General features: G+C 43.3%; 22 protein-coding genes. All 22 read left to right on the top strand.

Features of this window, described 5'->3' with window-relative positions:
* Positions 1 to 152 precede the first annotated feature (152 nt).
* The 22 genes from fliE (at position 153) to MHN81_RS17885 (ending at position 22,406) form a co-directional block, all read left to right on the top strand.
* Positions 153 to 488 (top strand): flagellar hook-basal body complex protein FliE, encoded by a 336-nt coding sequence (gene fliE, locus MHN81_RS17990; RefSeq protein WP_023401799.1) that lies wholly within the window; start codon positions 153 to 155, stop codon positions 486 to 488.
* 25 nt (positions 489 to 513) lie between these two features.
* Positions 514 to 2,232, top strand: coding sequence for a flagellar basal-body MS-ring/collar protein FliF (gene fliF / locus MHN81_RS17985; RefSeq protein ID WP_023401800.1), 1,719 nt, complete (start codon positions 514 to 516; stop codon positions 2,230 to 2,232).
* Entirely contained in the window at positions 2,225 to 3,265 is a 1,041-nt protein-coding gene (gene fliG / locus MHN81_RS17980; protein WP_023401801.1) for a flagellar motor switch protein FliG, read from the top strand. Before fliF ends, fliG begins: the two co-directional genes overlap by 8 nt.
* 3 nt (positions 3,266 to 3,268) lie before the next feature.
* On the top strand, positions 3,269 to 4,087 hold the full coding sequence (gene fliH, locus MHN81_RS17975) for a flagellar assembly protein FliH (protein WP_023401802.1): 819 nt from the start codon (positions 3,269 to 3,271) through the stop codon (positions 4,085 to 4,087).
* A gap of 20 nt (positions 4,088 to 4,107) precedes the next feature.
* Positions 4,108 to 5,451: a flagellar protein export ATPase FliI gene (fliI, locus tag MHN81_RS17970; protein WP_023401803.1), complete on the top strand. Its 1,344-nt coding sequence runs from the start codon at positions 4,108 to 4,110 to the stop codon at positions 5,449 to 5,451.
* On the top strand, positions 5,451 to 5,897 hold the full coding sequence (fliJ, locus tag MHN81_RS17965; RefSeq protein ID WP_023401804.1) for a flagellar export protein FliJ: 447 nt from the start codon (positions 5,451 to 5,453) through the stop codon (positions 5,895 to 5,897). The genes fliI and fliJ overlap by 1 nt, the downstream gene beginning before the upstream one ends.
* A gap of 83 nt (positions 5,898 to 5,980) precedes the next feature.
* Entirely contained in the window at positions 5,981 to 8,227 is a 2,247-nt protein-coding gene (locus MHN81_RS17960) for a flagellar hook-length control protein FliK (protein ID WP_239426342.1), read from the top strand.
* Between the two features lie 46 nt (positions 8,228 to 8,273).
* Entirely contained in the window at positions 8,274 to 8,798 is a 525-nt protein-coding gene (gene fliL / locus MHN81_RS17955) for a flagellar basal body-associated protein FliL (protein WP_023401806.1), read from the top strand.
* A 9-nt stretch (positions 8,799 to 8,807) separates the two neighbouring features.
* Positions 8,808 to 9,902 (top strand): flagellar motor switch protein FliM, encoded by a 1,095-nt coding sequence (gene fliM / locus MHN81_RS17950; RefSeq protein ID WP_023401807.1) that lies wholly within the window; start codon positions 8,808 to 8,810, stop codon positions 9,900 to 9,902.
* 24 nt (positions 9,903 to 9,926) lie between these two features.
* Positions 9,927 to 10,322 carry a flagellar motor switch protein FliN gene (gene fliN / locus MHN81_RS17945; protein ID WP_023401808.1) on the top strand — a complete coding sequence of 132 codons (396 nt, stop codon included), beginning with the start codon at positions 9,927 to 9,929 and terminating at the stop codon, positions 10,320 to 10,322.
* An 11-nt stretch (positions 10,323 to 10,333) separates the two neighbouring features.
* Positions 10,334 to 10,705 carry a flagellar biosynthetic protein FliO gene (gene fliO / locus MHN81_RS17940; protein WP_239426341.1) on the top strand — a complete coding sequence of 124 codons (372 nt, stop codon included), beginning with the start codon at positions 10,334 to 10,336 and terminating at the stop codon, positions 10,703 to 10,705.
* A 5-nt stretch (positions 10,706 to 10,710) separates the two neighbouring features.
* Positions 10,711 to 11,454, top strand: coding sequence for a flagellar type III secretion system pore protein FliP (fliP, locus tag MHN81_RS17935; RefSeq protein WP_023401810.1), 744 nt, complete (start codon positions 10,711 to 10,713; stop codon positions 11,452 to 11,454).
* Between the two features lies 1 nt (position 11,455).
* Positions 11,456 to 11,725, top strand: coding sequence for a flagellar biosynthesis protein FliQ (fliQ, locus tag MHN81_RS17930; RefSeq protein ID WP_023401811.1), 270 nt, complete (start codon positions 11,456 to 11,458; stop codon positions 11,723 to 11,725).
* Between the two features lies 1 nt (position 11,726).
* Entirely contained in the window at positions 11,727 to 12,506 is a 780-nt protein-coding gene (fliR, locus tag MHN81_RS17925) for a flagellar biosynthetic protein FliR (protein ID WP_023401812.1), read from the top strand.
* Between the two features lie 9 nt (positions 12,507 to 12,515).
* Positions 12,516 to 13,646, top strand: a complete 1,131-nt coding sequence (gene flhB, locus MHN81_RS17920; RefSeq protein ID WP_023401813.1) for a flagellar biosynthesis protein FlhB — start codon at positions 12,516 to 12,518, stop codon at positions 13,644 to 13,646.
* Positions 13,647 to 13,704: 58 nt separating this feature from the next.
* Positions 13,705 to 15,804, top strand: coding sequence for a flagellar biosynthesis protein FlhA (gene flhA / locus MHN81_RS17915; RefSeq protein ID WP_023401814.1), 2,100 nt, complete (start codon positions 13,705 to 13,707; stop codon positions 15,802 to 15,804).
* Positions 15,805 to 15,826: 22 nt separating this feature from the next.
* Complete coding sequence (flhF, locus tag MHN81_RS17910) at positions 15,827 to 17,323, top strand: flagellar biosynthesis protein FlhF (protein ID WP_023401815.1); 1,497 nt, start codon at positions 15,827 to 15,829, stop codon at positions 17,321 to 17,323.
* A complete protein-coding gene (locus tag MHN81_RS17905) occupies positions 17,316 to 18,176 on the top strand; it encodes a MinD/ParA family protein (protein ID WP_023401816.1) in 861 nt (286 codons plus the stop codon). The genes flhF and MHN81_RS17905 overlap by 8 nt, the downstream gene beginning before the upstream one ends.
* Positions 18,177 to 18,178: 2 nt before the next feature.
* Positions 18,179 to 18,913 carry an RNA polymerase sigma factor FliA gene (locus MHN81_RS17900; protein ID WP_023401817.1) on the top strand — a complete coding sequence of 245 codons (735 nt, stop codon included), beginning with the start codon at positions 18,179 to 18,181 and terminating at the stop codon, positions 18,911 to 18,913.
* A gap of 47 nt (positions 18,914 to 18,960) precedes the next feature.
* Positions 18,961 to 19,344: a chemotaxis response regulator CheY gene (gene cheY / locus MHN81_RS17895; RefSeq protein ID WP_010364893.1), complete on the top strand. Its 384-nt coding sequence runs from the start codon at positions 18,961 to 18,963 to the stop codon at positions 19,342 to 19,344.
* A 20-nt stretch (positions 19,345 to 19,364) separates the two neighbouring features.
* The gene (locus tag MHN81_RS17890; RefSeq protein WP_023401819.1) at positions 19,365 to 20,132 is read left to right on the top strand and encodes a protein phosphatase CheZ; all 768 of its coding nucleotides are present in this window, start codon (positions 19,365 to 19,367) and stop codon (positions 20,130 to 20,132) included.
* Between the two features lie 15 nt (positions 20,133 to 20,147).
* Complete coding sequence (locus MHN81_RS17885) at positions 20,148 to 22,406, top strand: chemotaxis protein CheA (protein ID WP_023401820.1); 2,259 nt, start codon at positions 20,148 to 20,150, stop codon at positions 22,404 to 22,406.
* Positions 22,407 to 22,455: the final 49 nt, after the last annotated feature.

Genomic DNA, 22,455 nt, shown 5'->3' with positions numbered 1-22,455 from the left:
TTATATAAAGCAACCAGTTATCAACTGGTTGCTTTATAACCTGTCAAAATATTGCCCCTCCAAATTAACTTGTAACCTTTTGAAATTAAAGGCTTAAAAGTTGGCATGATTAGTGCTTTATCCAGTGTAAGAGTATTTACAGGGTGAGCGACATGAAAATTCAAAACACCAGTCTATATCAAGAAATGCAATCTATGGCAGCGCAAGCGGGCCGAGTTCAACCACAGGCGAAGCCGCCTATTCAAGAAAGTGCTGCTACGTCAACGGCACAGTTTGGTGACGTACTGCAAAATGCATTGAATACAGTGGCCGGGTTGCAAAGAGACGCAAAAGAAAAAGTGACAGCCGTTGAAATGGGAGATCGCAGTGTCTCTTTGGCAGAGGCGATGATTGCAAAAAATAAATCATCGGTCGCTTTTGAAGCAACTGTACAAGTTCGTAATAAACTTGTAGAAGCTTACAAAGATATCATGAGCATGCCGGTATAATTGAAGAGATGATTGGAGAGTAACTGTGGCTACGAATCAAACGACAGATTTAGCACTTTCAGACAACCAAGCAGGTGCTGTAGCTGAAGGCGCAGACACCCAGCAAGAGCAAAAGTCTGGCTATTTTAGCGCTTTGAGCGGCGTTGATATGCTACGTCAAGTTACGCTCGTCATCGCACTGGCAATTTGCTTGGCAATCGCTGTTTTCATCATCATTTGGGCGCGTCAGCCAGATATGCGTCCGCTGGGTCAATATCCCACTGATGAATTGGTGCAAACCCTAGACTTTTTAGACGCGCAAAAAATTGAGTATGACCTTGAAGGCAATACCATCATGGTTGCCGAATCGGACTACCAAAATATCAAATTAAAAATGGCGCGAGATGGGTTTTCACAATCACCGTCGTCAGGCGCAGATATCTTAATGCAAGATATGGGTTTTGGTGTGAGTCAACGTCTTGAAAGAGAGCGACTAAAGCATAGCCGAGAGCAGCAGCTAGCTCGCACAATTGAAGAGTTGCAAGACATCAATCGTGCAAAAGTATTGTTGGCGATACCTAAAGAGAATGTATTTGCTCGCAGAGAGAAAAAGCCTTCAGCGACTGTGGTATTAACAATGAAACGCGGCCGTACACTAGATGGTGAAGAGGTTGACTCAATTGTAGATATCGTCGCGTCCGCGGTACAGGGCTTAGAGCCATCACGTGTTACTGTGACTGACCAAAATGGTCGACTGCTCAATTCAGGTTCTCAAGATTCATTGGCTGCTCGCTCACGCAAAGAATATGAAATTGAACGCAAACGTGAATCTGAATATCTATCTAAAATAGACAGCATTATGATCCCGGTTGTTGGGCTGGGCAATTTCACAGCACAAGTTGACTTGACCATGGACTTTAGTGCGGTTGAAGAAACGCAAAAGCGCTTTAACCCTGACTTACCTGCAGTGCGCAGCGAAACCACTTTTGAAGAGAGTAACATTGGCGGGATAACCGCAGGTATCCCAGGTGCGTTGAGTAATCAGCCACCGATGGACTCGAATATTCCTGAAGTAGCAGGTGCTGGTGGCAGCGGTAAAGGCACGACTCCGAGTCGTTCGCAAAAAGAGGCTACGCGCAATTACGAGCTGGATACAACGATTTCTCATAAGCGTCAACAAACTGGCGTGATCCGTCGGATCAGTGTCTCAGTAGCAGTCGATTATGTCGCAAAAGCGGACGCAGAAGGCAATGTTTCCATGGTGCCCCGCGCTCAAGAAGAATTAAATAACATTCGTCGTTTACTGCAAGGTGGTGTTGGTTTCGATATGCAGCGAGGTGATGCGCTAGAGGTTGTTACTGTTCCGTTTGTACGTGAAGATATTCTAGAGGCATCAGAGCAACCACTGTGGGAACAAGAGTGGTTTATGAAAGTTGCCCGTTTAGCAGCAGGTGCTTTGGTTATCATTGTATTGATAATGGCAGTAGTTCGCCCTATGCTGAAAAGACTTATTTACCCAGATGATACACTTGAGGACTACGATGAGGATGCACTTACTGCTGGTGTAGACTTAGGAGATAGTACTTTAGATATGTTAAGTAATGACTTTGATGAATCAGCTGTTGGCTTCTCCTCGGATGGTACATTACAATTGCCAGACTTACATGGAGATGAAGATCTATTGAAAGCGGTTCGTGCATTGGTAGCAAATGAACCAGAGCTTTCTTCACAAGTGGTCAAAGCGTGGTTAACTGAAGATGAGTGATGAAGAACAAAAACAACTGCCCCCAACATTCGATGTTGAGAAGCTAGATGGTGTCGACAAGGCAGCCATCTTGCTTCTGAGCCTAACAGAGGAAGATGCGGCGCAAATCTTAAAGCACTTAGAGCCTAAGCAAGTGCAAAAAGTCGGTATGGCTATGGCCGCGATAGATGACCTGTCGCAATCTAAAATTAGTGCGGTACATAATCTGTTCATCGAACAAATTCAAAGCTTTAGTACCATAGGTTTCCAATCAGAAGACTTCATTAAAAAGGCATTAACGGCTGCGTTGGGTGAAGATAAGGCCGCGAGCTTAATTGACCAAATTGTCATGGGCTCAGGCGCGAAGGGTTTAGATTCATTGAAATGGATGGACTCTAAGCAGGTTGCAAATATCATTCGAAATGAGCACCCTCAGATCCAAACTATCGTTTTGTCGTATTTAGAGCCGGAGCAATCTGCGGAAATTTTGTCGCAGTTTACTGAGAAAGTACGACTTGATTTAACAATGCGTATTGCGAACTTGGAAGAAGTACAACCAGCTGCATTGCAAGAGCTAAACGAAATTATGGAGAAACAGTTTGCAGGGCAAGCTGGGGCACAGGCTGCGAAGATGGGTGGCTTGAAAGCGGCTGCTGACATCATGAACTACCTTGATACGAACGTGGAAGGTCAGTTAATGGATTCTATCCGCGAACATGATGAAGAAATGTCGCAGCAGATCCAAGACCTTATGTTCGTGTTTGAAAACTTAATGGATGTTGAAGACAGAGGTATTCAGGCAATATTACGCGAGGTGCAGCAGGATGTGTTAATGAAGGCCATTAAAGGCGCTGATGACTCCTTGAAAGACAAGATCCTTAGCAATATGTCGAAGCGTGCCGCAGAAATGATGGCAGATGACCTTGAAGCAATGCCACCTGTTCGTATTAGTGAAGTAGAAGCGGCACAAAAAGAAATATTAGCAACAGCAAGACGTTTGGCTGACTCAGGAGAGATCATGCTTGGCGGCGGTGGCGGTGAGGAGTTCTTATAAACCATGTCTGAACCTAAGTTACAACGCGGCAGACCCGTGCAAGGTGATGCAGTCGATGCATTATTAGAGCACTTAGAAGATTGGCCCATTCCAGATGTGAAAGAGGATCTGAGTGGTTTGTCGGGGCGTTCAACAGCGATGGGTACGCCCCTAGAAGAGCTATACACCAAAACCGAGCGCAATGTTGAACCTGAAGCAGTTGAGCCAGAAATCCCCACTCTGACGCTTGAAGAGTTAGAACAAATCCGCCAAGATGCCTATGATGAGGGCCTCAAACAGGGTCACGAACAAGGATACATAGAAGGCTTTGAAAAAGGCGCTAAAGAAGGAAACGAAGCGGGTCAAAAAGAGGGACTTGAGATCGGTAAACAACAGGGCCTTGAAGATGCTAAGCCCTTGGTGGAAGAAAGGCTACACACGTTATCCTCTCTGATTGAAAAGATGCATGACCCACTGAAGCAAGTTGATGAGGCGTGTGAAAAGCAATTGATAGAACTTGTCAGTTTATTGACGCAACAAATCACTTTTCATGAAATTAAAGCCAATCCTAGTTTAATTCTTCAAGCGTTGAAAAAAGGTTTGGATGCGCTGCCAATTGCAGAGGTACAGTTAAAAGTACATCTTCACCCAGAAGACTTGGCGCTAGTGGAAGAGGCGTACGGCGCAGAAATGATACAAAAGCAGCAATGGCAACTGATCCCTGAGCCAACATTCGAACGCGGTGGATGTGAAATAAAATCGCCTATCTCTTCTATCGATTTAACAATAAAAACGCGCCTAACTGAAATATTGGAAAAGTTTTTGCATGATAGCGGTATCTAAGAATAACCGCATCATGTGTCATGTCAGATCTTGAATCACAAAGTCAGTCGTTTGCACAACGTTTAAATAAGTATCAAAAACATATTCACCCTTTCGGTGTTGCCGTTGCGGGGAGCCTAACACGTGTTGTTGGGCTGACCCTAGAAGCGAAAGGTTTAAATGCTGCAGTAGGCAGCCAGTGCAAGATTGAAACAATAAATGGCTTTATTGATGCTGAAGTCATAGGTTTCAATAATGATGTTCTGTATCTCATGCCAAATGATCGTATATCAGGTGTCTTACCTGGCGCACGGGTTATTCCTCAAGTTAAAGAAGCGGGCTTGCCTGTTGGTATGGGGTTATTAGGCCGGGTCGTTGATGGTTTAGGTAGACCTTTAGATGGCTTAGGTGCAATTCAAGCCGATACACGACTGAAATTCGCACAAGCCCCCATAAACCCCCTTGCAAGAAGACCAATTAAAGAGCCAATGGATGTGGGAGTTAGAGCGATAAATTCCATCATCACAGTTGGACAGGGGCAGCGGATGGGACTGTTTGCTGGTAGTGGTGTGGGTAAGTCGGTACTGCTTGGCATGATGACGCGAGGCAGTGAAGCAGATGTCATCGTGGTAGGCCTAGTCGGAGAGCGGGGGCGAGAAGTTAAAGAGTTTATAGATGACATACTGGGTGCCGAAGGTCGCCGTCGTTCTGTCGTTGTCGCCGCACCAGCAGATGCATCTCCTTTGATGAGGTTAAAAGGCTGTGAAAGTGCAGTCACCATTGCCGAGTATTTTAGAGATCAAGGACTAAACGTTTTATTACTTTTAGATTCGGTAACACGTTATGCAATGGCGCAACGTGAAATTGCTTTGGCTGTTGGTGAGCCGCCTGCAACAAAGGGCTATCCGCCTTCTGTATTTGCCAAGTTACCAGCTCTGGTAGAGCGAGCAGGTAACGGAGGTGAAGGGCAGGGTTCAATTACTGCATTTTTTACTGTGCTTAGTGAGGGGGATGATATGCAAGATCCAATTGCAGACTCAGCACGGGCAATTCTTGATGGCCACATTGTATTGTCTAGAGAACTGGCTGATAGCGGGCACTATCCCGCTATCGACATTGAAAAGTCCATTAGTCGTGTTATGCCTCAAGTTGTATCAGATACGCATATGCAGCAAGCAAGAGTACTGAAGCAGGTTTATTCAATGTATCAACAGAACAAAGACATGATCACCCTAGGGGCATACCAAAAAGGGAGTGATCCTATGTTAGATCAAGCGATAGCGATGATGCCGACTGTAAATGGGTTCTTGCAACAAGGTATGAAAGATGTACTTAACTATGATGAGTGCTTACAAGGCTTATCACAAATACTAGGACAAGGTTAATGGCTGCAGATAAATTATCTTTGTTACATAAGCTTGAAACAGATAAAGAAGATTCACTGAGAATTAATTTTGTACAAGCCGAAAATAGCCTGAATGAGAATCAACAGAAGCTCAAAGGGTTAAATGATTTTCGCTTGGAATATACACAACAACTGCATACAAAGGCGCAGCAGGGGCTAAGTAGTAGCGGGTTTACCCAATATCATAGCTTCATAAATAAAATTGAAGAGGCCATCAAACAACAAGCGAATACGGTTGCAACTGCAAAACGAGTTGTTGAGCAGCGAAGAAAGCTGTGGCTATCTCAGCAGGCAAAAGTAAAGGCGATCGCTAAGCTGATTGAGAAAAAACAAGATGAAAAACAAAGATTAGAAGCAAAAGCAGAGCAAAAAATGCTCGATGAATTTGCGACTAATATATTTATGCGCAATAAACTGCTCAATTAGTGGCTTGAAAATTGCATTTTTTGGAAATAATAGTATTTGAAGTAGGCAAGCGGTTTTAAATTGCCACATGAAAAGGTGAGAGTATGGCTAATGTTTCGCTAGATGTAGGTTTAAACAAAACAGTTTCACCTCAACATCGACAGACTGAAGAAAACCAAGATGATCAGAAGTTTATGGCCATTATGGCGCAGGCGAATGAGCAGGAGCAGGAAAAAAGAGCCAGTACTGACAATGAAGGCAGTAAAGAGATTTTACGCGGATTTTTCACTACAAAAAGCGAAGAGAGTAGTGAAGAGCAGCACGTCAATAGTGTTGACAACCCCAACCACATCGGCCCAGATGAACGCCTTAAACTAGATGACTCACACTTGCCAAAACCAAAAAATGGCCCAGATGTCATGTTGCAAGTTGAAAAGTCAGCAGGAGAGCAAGACCAATCAAAGTCAACTAGCCCTGATAGTTTGCTATCTCAAATTACTGCCTCAAACAACCAAAAGACAGATGTTGAACATCACGTCGGGGCACTGCCAAAATCTATGCAGGATCATGCCGGAAAGGTTGAAATTGTTGCTCCCGACATAATAGCCAAAGAGACTAAAAAAGGTCCGATTGATTTAATTGGTCCGATAGTTAAGCAAGGGGAAGAGCCGCAAGTTGAAACGGATGGTGTTAAGGTGACCGGCAAAAGTGGCTTAGAAGAGGGGCAAGCTGCAAAAACTAAACAAACTCATGTAGAAGCCTTCAAAGCGACAGAGCCAGGTCCTAGATACTCTGAAGGCCCAATTATTGGCTCAAAGGAGCCAACTGACGCTAAAGCGAGCCAAACGAATAATGACCAACTTGAACGCGGCAAAAACTTAAACTCAAAAGTAGAAGCATTTAACGGTGAAATTAAGCCGAGGGAATGGTTTTTACACAATAAAAATGCGGCAAGCCAAGAGGCAATAGCCCAGCAACAAGCTGATGAAAAAGCCACTCAAGTGTCCCAAAGTGCAGAGAAACCAAGTGTTGCATCGAATGTCAATGGCGAGTCTACAGAGCATCTAACAAAGCCTGTTAAGCAACCAGAAGTTGGCCCTCAAGCTGAAACAACTCAGTTAGCAGCTGATATTAAAAAAGCGCTGTTACAAGCCCGAGAGCCTGCATCTACTCAGAATTCAACACAACAAACAGATGAACAACCAGCAGCTGTGAATATGGGTAAAAACACAGAAGCTAGTGCTATGCAGCGTATTCCCGCTGATATGAGTAACAAGTCCATATCCGACTTAAAAGCCATGGTCGAACAGCTGAGCCCTCAAGAGAAAAAACAATTAGAAGTGGCGCTCAAAGAAAGTATCAATAGCGACAAAGCAGCAGATCCCCAAGTAAAGCGAATAGAAAGTACGCTATATGCAATGGTAACTGGCAAACCAGTAGGAGAAGCTAGCAAGGGTGAAGCAGGGACAGCACAGGCACAAAATGTTGCAGTCGTAGGGCAAAAGCCAGACAAGACTGTTGAAAGTCAATCTAAGTTGGATAGCTTAGTTAGCGATGTGAAGACACCTCAAGCTGCTAAACCAGAAGTAACGTATAATTCAACAAAAGTTGTTTCAACCAAAGAAACAACAACTGCAGAGTCACCTAAACAAAATGTTGAGGTAGCACCAAGTGATGAGTCACAAGAGATGACATCTGATACCGATAGTGAACAGTCGCAAAATTCGGGTAGCAACCAGCGCCAAACCGCTAGCGCAAATGTGGAAAATATCTTCAAAGCGATCCGCTCTTTAGGCACAGAGCAAATACAGAGCAAAGAAGAATTTGAACAAGTGATCCATCAGGTTGAACAGTCTCGTCAGAGTCAGCAAACTGTGCAACAACAAGTGACAGCGCAGGCTAAATTACAGGCTGATCCAGCCGTAACACAGGCGTTGAATCTAGCAAGAAATGATGCCGCAAAAATGTTGCAGGATAAAGTTAACATGATGATTAACTTAAATAATAAAGAGGCTGAGATACGTCTTGACCCTGCTGAACTGGGCAGTATGCAAATCCGTATTCGCTCAGATGCTGAACAGGCACAAATAAACTTTGTTGTTCAAAACCAACAAGCTAAGGAGCTGCTGGAAGAATCTATGCCTAAACTGAGAGAAATGCTAGAGGAACAAGGCATTGAATTAGGGGAAAGTAATATTCAACAACAGTCCGAAGGCAACAGCGACAACGAAGGGAATGAGCAAAATGGTCATGGAAAACTTGCTAATGAAGGCAGTGAAGCGCAAAATAATAAAGAACAATCAGTGACTAGCAGAAAACAAAGTGATTCGGCGATAGATTACTATGCTTAACAACTGCTATTATTAGAAAAGATTATTGAGTTATAGAAGCGCACATATGGCAGAAGAAACCGATTTAGAAATAGAAGAAACGGGTGGGTCGAAGAAGAAACTTATCATCATAATCGCTGCTGCGGTGGTTATTTTAGGTGGTGCAGCAGCCTTTTTCCTATTGTCTGGTGGTGAAGAAGAGGAAGCTTCGTTAGAAGAGGAAGCGACCGCTGTACAGGAAGACTTAAGCGAACAAAACTCAGCTGAAATGGGTAGTGCATTATATGTTGCTATGCCGCGACCTTTCGTATTTAACGTGCCTGGTGCGAGTAGAGACCGAATTGTGCAAATTAAAGTGCAACTTTTGGTGCGCGGAGACGTTAATGAAGAAGTTGCTAAGAAGCATATCCCGCTTATTGAGGGGACTTTATTGAGCGTATTTTCGACGACTACTGCAGACGAACTAAGTACGAGTGCAGGCAAAGAGACTCTGCGCTTGACAGCACTGGACAAGGTGCAAGCTGCAATGGAAGGCGTTGAGGGCAGCAAGGTGATAGAGCGTGTGCTGTTTACTGGTTTTGTAATGCAGTAGGACTAAATTGTGAGTGACTTATTATCGCAAGACGAAATCGACGCGCTACTCCATGGCGTTGATGAAGTCGAAGAAGATGAAGTATCCACAGGTGAAGAGGGCGAGGATGCAAATGCCTTGCAATACGACTTTTCATCGCAAGACCGCATTGTTCGTGGTCGGATGCCAACACTTGAAATTGTGAATGAACGTTTTGCGAGACATATGCGGATCAGTTTATTCAATATGATGAGACGCACTGCTGAAGTGTCTATCAATGGCGTCCAAATGCTTAAGTTCGGTGAGTATATTCATACTTTGTTTGTACCCACTAGTTTGAATATGGTGCGGTTTCGTCCACTCAAAGGGACAGGCCTCATCACTATGGAAGCGCGACTGGTTTTCATTTTGGTGGACAACTTCTTTGGTGGCGATGGTCGTTACCATGCCAAAATTGAAGGGCGAGAGTTTACGCCGACAGAACGCCGTATTGTTCAAATGCTGCTCAAGATCATCTTTGAAGATTATAAAGAAGCTTGGGCACCTGTCATGGATGTGTCATTTGAATATTTAGATTCAGAGGTTAACCCCGCGATGGCGAATATCGTTTCGCCTACCGAAGTAGTCGTTATTAGCTCATTTCATATAGAACTAGATGGAGGTGGTGGAGACTTCCATATTTCTCTTCCTTACTCAATGCTAGAGCCTATAAGAGAATTACTGGACGCAGGTGTACAGTCGGATACAGAAGATACAGACCTACGTTGGAGTAAGGCGCTTCGCGATGAAATAATGGACGTTGAAGTCGAAATGTCAACACAGTTATTGGAAGTCGACTTGTCACTACAACAAATTATGGATCTAAAAGCAGGAGACATTATTCCTGTGGAGATGCCAGAACATATTACTGTTTTTGTCGAAGAGCTACCTACATTTAGAGCAAAAATGGGTCGTTCTAGAGACAATGTTGCTTTACAAATAAGTGAAAAAATCAAACGTCCAGAGTCTGTTAAATCAGAGCTTCACGTATTTACCAAAGGTGGTAAAAAGCTCGATTCGGATGCAGAATTGGCGGAATTAGAAGAAGATCTGCACCTGTCTGAAGGTGTAGACCTTGACTGGTGATCAAGTTTTTAAGGTAGTTAGTGCATGAGTGATGATCAAGATACAATGGACGAATGGGCGGCAGCACTTGCTGAAGCAGAAGATGCTGATCAAGGTGATGCTGAAGTAGCCGAGCTTGAAGAGCTTGAAGAAAGCAACGCCAACCTAAGTGTTGATGAAAAAAGAAAGCTAGATACGATTTTAGATATTCCCGTTACCATTTCAATGGAAGTGGGTCGTTCTAAAATAAACATTCGTAACCTGTTACAGCTTAACCAAGGTTCGGTCGTCGAGTTAGATAGGGTTGCAGGTGAGCCTTTAGATGTACTCGTTAACGGGACTTTGATAGCTCACGGTGAGGTAGTCGTGGTAAACGATAAGTTTGGTATACGACTAACAGATGTCATTAGCCAAGTAGAGCGAATTAAAAAGCTCAGGTAATATATTAAAAAATGACTTGGATAATGTTTTCAAATGCGGCTGCAGTTTCGCAGCCACAAGGACCAAGCCTGGAAATAGTGACAGTGATGTTGTCACTGGCTGCTATTGTTGTTCTAATAGTTGGCTTAGCTTGGTTGGTGAAGCGGATAAACCCTAATGTGGGTAACAATCAAGATTTTAAAGTGATCCGAAGTATGCCTTTAGGGACTCGTGAGAGATTGCTTGTAATCGAAATTGATGACAAACAGCATTTACTCGGTGTTACTCCCCAAAATATCAACTACTTATATCAGTTGGAAACTCCTTTAAGTGAAAATCAAACGGCCCCTTTTGTCAAAGAGCTCAGTCGTTTTATGAATCAACCCATAAAAAAAACAAAGTGAATATCATGCTTCGATTGCTAATTCTACTTGGATTAACTGTATTTATTCCACAAGTAAGCGCTAATGATGGTATCGAAGCGTTGAGTGTGACGACCAACCCTGACGGGTCTCAAGAGTACTCTGTAACACTTCAAGTGTTAGCCATCATGACGGCGTTTAGTTTTATACCTGCCGCATTGATCATGATGACTTCATTCACCCGGATCATCGTGGTACTGGCGATATTACGTCAGGCAATTGGCTTGCAGCAGTCACCGTCAAATCAAATTTTGGTTGGTATGTCATTATTTTTGACATTTTTTATTATGGCCCCCATTTTTAGCAAAATATATGATGAAGCGGTGCAGCCCTATATCAATGAAGAAATGACGTCGGTACAAGCTTTGCATGCAGCAAAAGAGCCAATGAAGGAATTTATGCTGTCGCAAACACGGATAAAAGATTTGGAGACTTTTGCGAAAATAGCTGGTTATGATAAGTTGGATAGCCCAGAAGATACGCCATTTATCGTCATCATACCGGCGTTTGTAACTAGCGAACTGCAAACCGCTTTTATAATTGGGTTTATGTTCTTCATTCCATTTCTAATTGTTGATTTGGTGGTCGCCAGTGTTTTGATGGCAATGGGTATGATGATGCTATCACCCATGATTGTCTCTTTACCATTTAAGATCATGCTTTTTGTCTTAGTTGACGGCTGGTCCTTGGTTATGGGGACATTGGCACGAAGTTTCGGCTTAGGAGTGTAAGATGGAACCGGAAATATTTGTAGATATTTTAAGTGACTCACTGTTTATCGTCATCAAATTAGTTTCCGCAATTGTGCTTCCCGGCTTGATGGTTGGTCTTGTGGTGTCCGTGTTTCAAGCCGCTACATCAATCAATGAGCAAACCTTAAGCTTTTTACCAAAACTCATCATTACGCTGGTTGCCTTAATCGCAGGGGGCCATTGGATGACTCAAGAGTTGATGGACTTCTTTAAACTAATGGTTATGCGTATCCCTGAAATAGCAGGCTAGGATGGAGTTTTTATTCTCAGACATAATGCAGGGGTTAAGTGATTACTTGATCCCTTTCATTCGCATTAGTTCAATGATCATGGTGATGGCTGGTTTAGGTGCGCAAAGTGTTTCAAAGCGGATAAAAATTTGTTTATCTATGGTGGTGACTCTAGCTGTTGCTCCCGCAATACCGCAATCACAATTTACCGACTTATTTTCGTTTCAGATGATACTGGTGGTGATCCAAGAAATGATTGTTGGAGTAGCGATTGGCTTTGCTTCGCTGCTGTTATTAAATACCTTTATTCTTGCCGGTCAAGTTTTGGCGATGCAAACTGGCTTGGGCTTCGCATCCGTTGTTGATCCATCAAATGGTTTGAGCGTGCCTGCCGTAGGCCAGTTTTACTTAATTCTAGCAACACTGTTGTTTTTTGTGTTCAACGGCCATTTGATGATGATCCAAATGATTGTATTTAGCTTTCAGTCGTGGCCTATCGGAGGCGACTGGTGGCATGTGGATAATTATTATGACATTGCTAACTGGGGGTCTTGGCTGTTCGCAACGGCTTTGTCTCTTTCGCTGGCACCTTTAACTGCAATGTTAGTGATAAATTTGGCCTTTGGTATCATGACGCGTGCCGCGCCACAAATGAATATTTTCTCTGTTGGCTTTGCGTTTACCCTAGTAGCTGGACTAATGATTATTTGGGCGACGCTGGGCAACTTTACCATGCAGTATGAGTTTCAGTGGCTTAAAATGACAGAGCTGATGTGTAATTTAATTGGCTGTACGGTGTAGGAGAGTAAGATGGCTGAAGATTCGGGTCAAGAACGTACCGAAGAACCCACCGCGAAAAAGATCAGTGATGCGAGAAAAAAAGGCCAAGTCGCTCGTTCTAAGGAACTGGGGACGACTTTTGTACTTATTTTCTCGGCCGTCGCACTCATTTTATATGGGGCGGATATCGCAAAAGGCCTTTATAACATCATGGGCCGCATGCTCACACTCAATCGCAATGAAACATATGATACAACCAAAATGTTTGCTGTTTGGGGGGATGCATTCTCCGAACTTTTCTTTCCTATGTCGATGTTTGTTTTGATTATTCTTGTCGCCGGTGTGATCGGTAATACACTGCTTGGCGGCTTTAATTTTAGCTGGGAAGCCGCGTCTCCAAAGCCCAGCAAAATGTCGCCGATGAAAGGGATCAAACGCATGTTTGGACCGCAAGCCGCAGTCGAGTTGCTTAAATCGATATTAAAGTTTGTACTGGTTGCTGGGTTTGCAATTTTATTCATCAAGTGGATGTTTTACGACATCTTACACCTGAGTATCGAATCGGTACCAGGTAGTGTTATCCACTCATTGGAGATTTTGTCTTGGCTGTTCCTAGCTCTCAGTTGCACCATGATCATAATTTCTGCCATTGATGCACCTTATCAAAGTTATAACCACAACAAGCAATTGAAGATGACGTTGCAAGAAGTGAAAGATGAGTATAAAAACTCAGAAGGTGATCCACAAATTAAAGCGCGCATTCGTAGAACACAACGAGAAATGTCACAGCGGCGCATGATGCAAGATGTACCTGATGCAGATGTTGTTGTAACAAACCCCACACACTACTCAGTAGCGCTGAAATATGACACAGAAAAAGCAGGTGCACCTATGGTTATAGCCAAAGGAGTCGATGAATTAGCAATGCAGATCCGAAAAGTGGCTAAAGGTAATGAGGTGCCGATTGTCGAATCTCCCGTGTTGACTCGTTCTTTGTATCACACCACAGAAGTGGGTGACCAAATACCTGATCAGTTGTTTACTGCAGTGGCACAAGTGCTCGCTTATGTATTCCAGCTGAAAAAATTCAATAAAGGCCGTGGTCGCAGGCCTAACGAGCTGAGTAAAGACTTACCTATTCCTGATAGTTTGAAACACTGATAGTTGGAACGAAGTTTGCTTTAACTTATCTGCGTCAATAAATTGAAGTTGATAAGTTATGGATTTTAAAGCGGTTCTACAACAAATTAATCGAGACAAAAAAGAATATGCGAAGGGGATAGGTACACCGTTACTGGTTCTTGCTGCGCTAGGTATGGTGATATTACCCATGCCTCCGTTTTTGTTAGATATCTTATTTTCATTCAATATTGCACTGGCATTGGTCGTATTATTGGTAACGGTATATACGCTAAAACCACTTGAGTTTGGTATGTTCCCGGCGGTGCTTCTTATTGCAACAATCATGAGGCTGGCACTGAATGTTGCCAGTACTCGAGTAGTGCTTCTCGAAGGTCACAACGGTGGTGATGCGGCTGGTAAAGTGATTGAAGCATTTGGCTCTGTTGTGATCGGCGGTAACTATGCCGTTGGTTTGGTCGTTTTCCTAATTCTTATCATTATTAACTTTGTGGTAATCACCAAAGGTGCTGGACGTATTTCAGAGGTATCAGCACGTTTCACATTAGACGCGATGCCAGGTAAACAGATGGCAATTGACGCAGATCTGAATGCCGGTTTTATTTCAGCTGAAGATGCACGTACCCGCCGAGAAGAAGTGACAAGAGAAGCGGATTTTTATGGTTCGATGGATGGTGCCAGTAAATTTGTAAAAGGTGATGCGATCGCTGGCATTGTGATACTTGCGATCAATATTATTGGTGGACTATTTGTCGGTATGGTACAGCATGACCTTACGTTCGGCAGAGCTATGGAGGTATACACGCTACTGACGATAGGGGATGGCCTTGTTGCACAGTTACCTTCGCTGTTGTTATCAATCGGCACCGCAATCGTTGTGACACGTCAAAATGAATCGCACAACATGGGTGAGCAGGTAACACAGCAGTTAGGTAATGAAAAGTCACTGTACATTGCCTCTGGTATCCTCATCGTAATGGGCTTAGTGCCGGGTATGCCACATGTTGCATTTTTAGGCTTGGGGAGCTTAATAGGTGGCTTAGCATATTACTCGAAGCAGCACAAAGCAAAAGCTGCTGCTGAACAAGCTGAGCAAGAAGCCAAAGGTACGCAAGTAGCTAATAAGCAGCAAGATCAAAAAGAGCTTGGGTGGGATGACGTTCAACCAGTTGACGTGATTGGATTAGAAGTAGGTTATAGACTTATTCCACTTGTCGATCAGGCTCAAGGTGGTGAGTTACTGAGCCGAATTAAAGGTGTGCGTAAAAAGTTATCACAAGAGCTTGGTTTTCTCGTCCCTCCTGTTCACATTCGCGACAATTTAGAGTTAGATCCTAATGCTTATAAGATCACGCTAATGGGCGTTGGGTCTGGCGATGGCGAACTAAAACATGGCGATGAACTAGCGATTAACCCAGGCCAGGTATTTGGACCAATTCAAGGTGTCGCTACAAAAGATCCGGCTTTTGGATTAGATGCTGTCTGGATTAAACCTGACCAAAAAGATGAGGCTCACTCTTTAGGTTATACGGTTGTAGACGCGGCTACAGTGGTTGCAACGCACATTAGCCAGCTGTTGACCAATAATGCTTCTTTGCTGTTAGGCCATGAAGAAGTTCAAAACTTATTAGATATGTTAGCGAAAAGCCATCCGCGATTAGTTGAAGGGCTAGTTCCAGATGTACTACCACTGACAACGATTGTAAAAGTACTGCAAAATTTACTCAATGAAGGTGTGGCAATTCGAGATATGAGATCAATTGTACAGACCTTAGTTGAATACGGTCCGCGAAGCCAAGACCCTGATGTACTAACGGCTGCAGTGCGAATTTCACTACGCAGACTCATTGTTCAAGATGCTGTTGGTAACGCTGATGAGATACCTGTCATAACATTGGCGCCCGAGTTGGAACAGATGTTGCATCAGTCACTTCAGAACGCAGGTGATGAGGGGGCAGGCATAGAGCCAGGACTTGCAGAGCGACTTCAAGGTTCATTGAGAGAAGCGCATCAAACGCAAGAAATGCTAGGCGAGCCGTCCATCTTATTAACCTCAGGTATGTTAAGAAGTGTTTTATCTCGATTTGTCAAACATACGATCCCTGGATTAAGAGTGATGTCTTATCAGGAAGTACCAGACGAGAGACAAATCAAGATTATTAGCTCTGTAGGGCAATAATAGAGGAACGAGGTGCTGAGTTATGAAGATTAAAAGATTTTTTGCAAAAGATATGCGTACTGCTCTAAAAGAAGTAAAAGATGAATTAGGTGCAGACGCGGTGATCATGTCAAACAAAAAGCTTGCTGACGGCGTAGAAATTGTCGCTGCAATTGACAACGACCGTGTAGCGCCGCAGGCACAGGCAGCACCCGTGGATACTCGTCCAGAGCCTGCACCTGCAGCTGTACAAAAGCCAACATATAGTCAGCCTGCAAGAGTGGTTAAGCCTCAAACGCGTCGTCCTCAAGCACAGCCTCAGGCTCAAGTGGCTGATAGCCTAGAAGCGCTCCTAGAGCGTCAAGCTCCAAAACCTCGTTCTCCTGAGCTTGCTTCTATGTTTTCGAACTCAGGTATAGATACTGATGACTTGTTTCAACCTCAACAAGCACAGAGACCTGAATTTAATCAAACTCAGCAAACTCAACCTATTAGCGCTCGTCAACGTCCTGTTAAAGAAGCAGATCCTATTTCTTCAGATTGGGGTTTTGACGATGATTTAGATTCAGAGCTGGATCCGCAACAAACAGTTAAAGCCGCTCCACAAGATGAAATGAGCTCGATGCGTGATGAGATGAATGCGATACGTCAATTACTTGAATATCAGCTTTCGGGTTTAATGAAACAAGAAATGGAACGGCGTGATCCGACCAGAGCTTGTTTAGTGGACCGCCTTCAAGGTATGGGTATTAGTTCTGATGTCGCAGAGCAAATGGCCTGTTTTATCCCTGATGACGTATCGAGAAAAGAAGCGTGGAATGCACTTTTAAATATGGTTGTAAATCAAATGCACACAACCAATAACGATATTCTTCGTCAAGGCGGTGTGTATGCCATGGTTGGACCAACTGGAGTTGGTAAGACAACTACTGTTGCAAAGCTAGCTGCATTAGGCGCTCAAAAGTATGGTGCAGATAAAGTTGCTTTAATTACCACAGATACATATCGAATTGGTGCTTACGAGCAATTGGCAACTTATGGTAGAATCATTGGCTGTCCGGTAAAGCAAGTTAAAGATGCTAATGAATTAGCAGAAGTTCTTTATCATTTACGAAATAAACGACTAGTATTAATAGATACTGCAGGCATGAGTCAAAGAGACTTGCGTTTAACTGAACAACTTAATACATTGATGCGTAGTTCAAGAGTTGATATTCGTAGCTATTTAGTATTAAGTGCAACATCGCAAATGCATGTTTTACAAGAAACTGTCAATCACTTTAAGAAAGTAAATTTAAGCGGTTGCATTTTTACAAAACTTGATGAATGTCTAAGTTTAGGTGAGATTATTAGTATTGCGATTCAAAATCGTTTGCCAATAGGGTATCTTACCAACGGACAGCGAGTGCCAGAAGACATTCGTGTAGCAAATGCTCAAAAATTAGTTAAAAAGGCTGAGCAATTGTATTTAAAAAGAACAAAAGCACAACATTCACGACGTGAAGCAGTGGCGTCCCAGACAGTAGGAATGTATGATTAATACAGTTTTAGATCAAGCAAGTGGCCTGCGTAAAATGAATCAAAAAAGTAACCACGGAGTAAAAGTAATAGCAGTAACTGGTGGTAAAGGAGGAGTCGGTAAGACCAATGTTTCATTGAATACTGCGATTGCGTTAGGACAACAAGGCCATAGAGTATTAGTTTTAGATGCTGACCTTGGATTAGCAAATTGTGACGTAATGCTAGGGTTACGTGTTGAACGCAACCTGTCTCATGTGCTATCCGGCGAATGTGAATTAGATGAGATTTTAGTTGAAGGGCCTGCTGGTATAAGAATTGTGCCTGCTACTTCAGGCTCTCAAAATATGGTTGAATTAAGCCCAGCAGAACATGCAGGTCTTATTCGAGCATTCAGTGAATTAAGCAACGATTTTGATGTTCTGATTGTTGATACGGCTGCTGGTATTTCAGATATGGTACTCAGTTTTTCAAGAGCAGCTCAAGATGTCATGGTTGTCGTTTGTGATGAGCCAACGTCAATCACAGATGCTTACGCACTGATAAAAGTATTAAGCCGAGAGCACGGAGTTTACAAATTTAAAATTGTCGCGAATATGGTGAGAAGCCTTCGCGAAGGCCAAGAACTTTTTGCAAAGCTCTCGAAAGTGACGGACAGGTTTTTAGATGTAGCGCTTGAACTCGTTGCAACAATACCTTTCGACGAAAATATGCGAAAGTCTTCGCGTCGTCAAAAAACGATCGTGGAACTCTACCCTAATTCCCCAGCAGCAGTTGCATTTAGGGGATTGGCAAGTAAAGCAGTGAAATGGCCTGTACCTCACCAGCCTTCAGGTCACTTAGAGTTTTTCATTGAGCAACTAGTTAACGGGTAATTATGGCTACACCGGTCAATCGAATGGCGGGATATCAAACAGCAGATCACCTGAATAAGGTGGTTGAGCGTCATACACCTTTAGTCAAAAAAGTTGCTTGTCATTTGCTCGCGAGGCTACCCGCGAGCGTTCAACTCGATGACCTAATTCAATCAGGCATGATCGGCTTAATTGAAGCGACAAAGAATTTTGATGCAAGTAAAGGGGCTAGTTTTGAAACCTTTGCTGGGATTCGAATTCGCGGTGCTATGTTAGATGAAATACGCCGCGGAGACTGGGCTCCACGCTCAGTTCATAAAAATAGCCGTATGGTGGCAGAGGCAATTTCTGAGCTGGAAACAGCCTTAGGCCGAGAGCCTAAAGATACTGAAATCGCTGAAAAACTTGATATTCCCTTAGATGAGTACCATCATATTTTACATGACGTAAATGCAAGTAAAATTATTGGCATTGAAGACTTGGGTGTCGATCAAGATGTAATTTCACCTGCAGGCAGTGATTTAGCGCTAGACAAACCATTCAATAACGTTAAGAATGAGCGCTTTAATGAATCGTTAGTAGAAGCAATTAAAACATTACCGGAGCGAGATGCGATGGTTCTGTCTTTGTACTATAACGATGAAATGAATTTAAAAGAGATTGGCCAGATCCTTGATGTGAGCGAGTCTCGAGTGAGTCAGATTCATGGTCAGGCAATGATTAAACTCAGAGCCAAGATAAATGACTGGATCAATTAGAGTACATTTTATTATTTATTTAGGTTCAAACCTCACCGGAGGAAGTTTTGGATAAGAACATGAAAATTCTCGTGGTTGATGATTTCTCTACAATGAGAAGAATAATCAAAAACCTGTTGAGAGACTTAGGCTTTACAAATGTTCAAGAGGCAGATGATGGCAGCACTGCGCTTCCAATGTTGCAAAATCAAGAATTTGACTTTGTTGTTACCGATTGGAATATGCCAGGTATGCAAGGTATCGACCTGCTAAGAGCGATAAGAGCCGATGACAGCCTTAAGCACATTCCTGTGCTGATGGTAACTGCAGAAGCTAAAAAAGAACAAATTGTTGCAGCAGCTCAAGCTGGTGTGAATGGTTATATCGTCAAGCCATTTACAGCTGGAACATTGAAAACTAAGTTAGAAAAAGTCTTTGAACGCTTAGGCTAGTTACGAGTAAGGATAGGCTTATGTCAGAATCCTCTGCGCCACAAATAACATTAGAGCAAGCAAAGCAACTTGTTGAGTTTCTTGAAAATGGTGAACAAGAAAAAGCTGATCAAATTTTAATTGAAGCGACTAATAAAGAACAATCTGAATTATTTGCTGAAGTCGGAAAATTGACACGCCAATTACACGAATCGTTGAAAAACTTCGAGTTAGATACGCGTTTATCAGACTTAACAACTGAAGCCTTACCAGATGCAAAACAACGTTTAAATTATGTCATGGAAATGACAGAAAACGCGGCTAACAAAACAATGGACGCGGTGGAAGCGAGTTTGCCGCTTGCTCAACAGTTGGCAGATGAGCTTTCTGAAATAAAGCCTACCTGGGATAGGTTAATGAGTCGTGATATACAATTAGGGGAGTTTAAATCCCTGTGTCACGACTTAAACGACTTTATGCAATCTTCACAAGGCCGTACCGACGAGCTACAAACCTTGATGACAAATGTATTGATGGCGCAAGATTATCAAGATTTGACCGGTCAAGTTATTCGCCGAGTCATTGAACTTGTCAGAGAGGTTGAAGACAGTTTAATTCACTTATTAACTGTATTTGGCACGTCAGAAGTGGGTCAACTTAGCACGGCTCAACAACCACAAGAAGTAGTTGAAACCACCACTGATGAACTATCTGGTCCAGAAGGACCTATCATTGACGCTGAAGAACGAGACGATGTTGTGTCTGGTCAGGATGAAGTTGATGATTTGTTATCTAGTTTGGGTTTCTAATAGGAGAGTATAATAATGAGCTTTGAAGTCGATGAAGATATCTTACAAGACTTTCTTGTTGAAGCTGGAGAAATACTCGAACTGTTATCTGAGCAACTCGTTGAATTAGAAAACAACCCAGATGACAAAGATTTACTAAATGCAATTTTTAGAGGTTTCCACACCGTCAAAGGTGGTGCAGGCTTTCTAGGCATGAATGAGCTGGTTGATGCTTGTCACGGTGCTGAGAATGTTTTCGATGTACTGAGACAAGGCCAACGTTCAGTCAACCCAGAATTAATGGATGTGATCTTGCAGTCACTGGATACAATAAACGATATGTTTGCTTGTATTCAAAACCGCGAGCAACCAGAACCTGCTGATCAAGCGTTACTTGATGTATTGCACAAGCTTAGCCAACCAGCATCTGCTGACGAAGAACCTGTCGCATTAACTCCAGAACCAGAGGCTGTTGTTGCCCCGCCGCCAGAAGCACCACCCGAACCTGAAGCTGACGTATTTTTTGACTTAGATGGCAGTAGTGAAGAAAGTAGCGAGCCCGCTAAGTCTGATAACATTGATGAAATAACAGAAGAAGAATTTGAAAGCCTGTTAGATGAGCTACATGGCTCAGGAAACGGTCCTTCGGTAGAAGAGCAAGCACCGGCTGCCCCGTCGCCTGCTGCACCGCCAGCAAATGCAAATGACGGTGATATTACTGACGATGAATTCGATAGTTTGTTAGATGAGTTACACGGTGTTGGTCAGTTTGGTTCTACACCCACTGAACCTGAGAAGCCAGCGGCTCCAGCTGCTTCAGCACCAACACCAGCGCCTGCGACAGAATCGACAGGTGCTGATGAGGAAATAAATGATGACGAATTTGAGGCCTTATTAGACGAGCTACATGGTAAAGGTCAGGCGCCTAAGAACAAGGAAGAGTCGTCAGAAAAATCGGAACCTGCACCGGCACCAAAAGCTGAACCTGCCCCTGTTCCAAAGCCTAAACCTCAGCCAGCTGCAAAAGTGGAAGCGCCAAAACCGGCTGCGAAGCCTGCGGCAAAATCGGCACCAGCGCCTGCTAAAGCAGAGCCAAAAGGTGGAGCAGCGAAAAAGCCAGCAGCGCAAGCTGAGACCACAGTCCGTGTTGATACAAAACGCTTAGACCAAATAATGAATATGGTCGGTGAGTTAGTATTGGTTCGAAATCGTTTAGTAAGTCTTGCCAATAACAGCAACAGCGAAGCTATGGGTAAAGCCATCTCAAACCTAGATGTGGTTACCGCAGACTTGCAAGGTGCTGTTATGAAAACGCGAATGCAGCCAATTAAGAAAGTATTTGGTCGCTTCCCTCGCGTTGTTAGGGATTTGGCGCGTAGCCTTAAAAAAGATATTAATCTGATCCTTGAAGGTGAAGATACTGATTTAGATAAAAACCTCGTAGAGGCGCTGGCGGATCCTTTGGTTCACTTGGTTAGAAACTCTGTTGACCACGGAATAGAAATGCCAGATGTTCGTGAAGCGGCTGGAAAAGTGCGTACAGGTACAGTGACCTTGTCAGCTTCACAAGAAGGTGATCATATCCTATTGACCATCAGAGATGATGGTGCCGGTATGGACCCTGAAAAACTGAAGAAAATAGCGATTAGTAAAGGCGTAATTGATTCTGATCAGGCAAGCAGGTTGTCGGATACAGAGGCATATAACCTGATCTTTGCACCAGGATTTTCGACTAAAGAACAAATATCTGACATCTCGGGCCGAGGTGTTGGAATGGATGTTGTAAAAACCAAAATTACTCAGCTTAATGGCCAAGTGAACATTCAGTCAGAGCTGGGAGTGGGCACCATATTAGAAATTAAAGTGCCACTCACACTTGCTATTTTACCTACATTAATGGTGATGGTTGGAGAGCAGACGTTTGCCTTGCCGTTGGCTGGGGTAAGCGAAATCTTCCACCTCGATTTAACTAAAACCAATGTAGTTGATGGGCAATTGACTATTATTGTGAGAGAAAAAGCGATACCACTCTTTTATCTTGAACATTGGTTAGTCAAAGGCACTGACATCAGTCAGAAGAAAGCTGAAGGCCACGTGGTGATAGTACAAATCGGTACTAAACAAGTTGGTTTTGTAGTTGATTCATTAATAGGTCAAGAGGAAGTGGTCATTAAACCACTCGATTCTTTACTACAAGGTACTCCAGGCATGGCAGGTGCGACCATCACATCGGATGGCGGGATTGCATTGATTTTGGATGTACCAAGTATGTTGAAGCATTACGCGGGCAAATAGCGTTTGACGCTTTTTGCTGTCACCGAATTAGTGGTGCCAAGGGCACCAC

The sequence above is a fragment of the Pseudoalteromonas sp. Of7M-16 genome, from assembly GCF_022347805.1.
GTDB classification, from domain to species: domain Bacteria; phylum Pseudomonadota; class Gammaproteobacteria; order Enterobacterales; family Alteromonadaceae; genus Pseudoalteromonas; species Pseudoalteromonas luteoviolacea_F.
The sequence above is the reverse complement of the archived record's forward strand: the minus strand, read 5'-3'. Positions and strand labels throughout refer to the sequence as shown.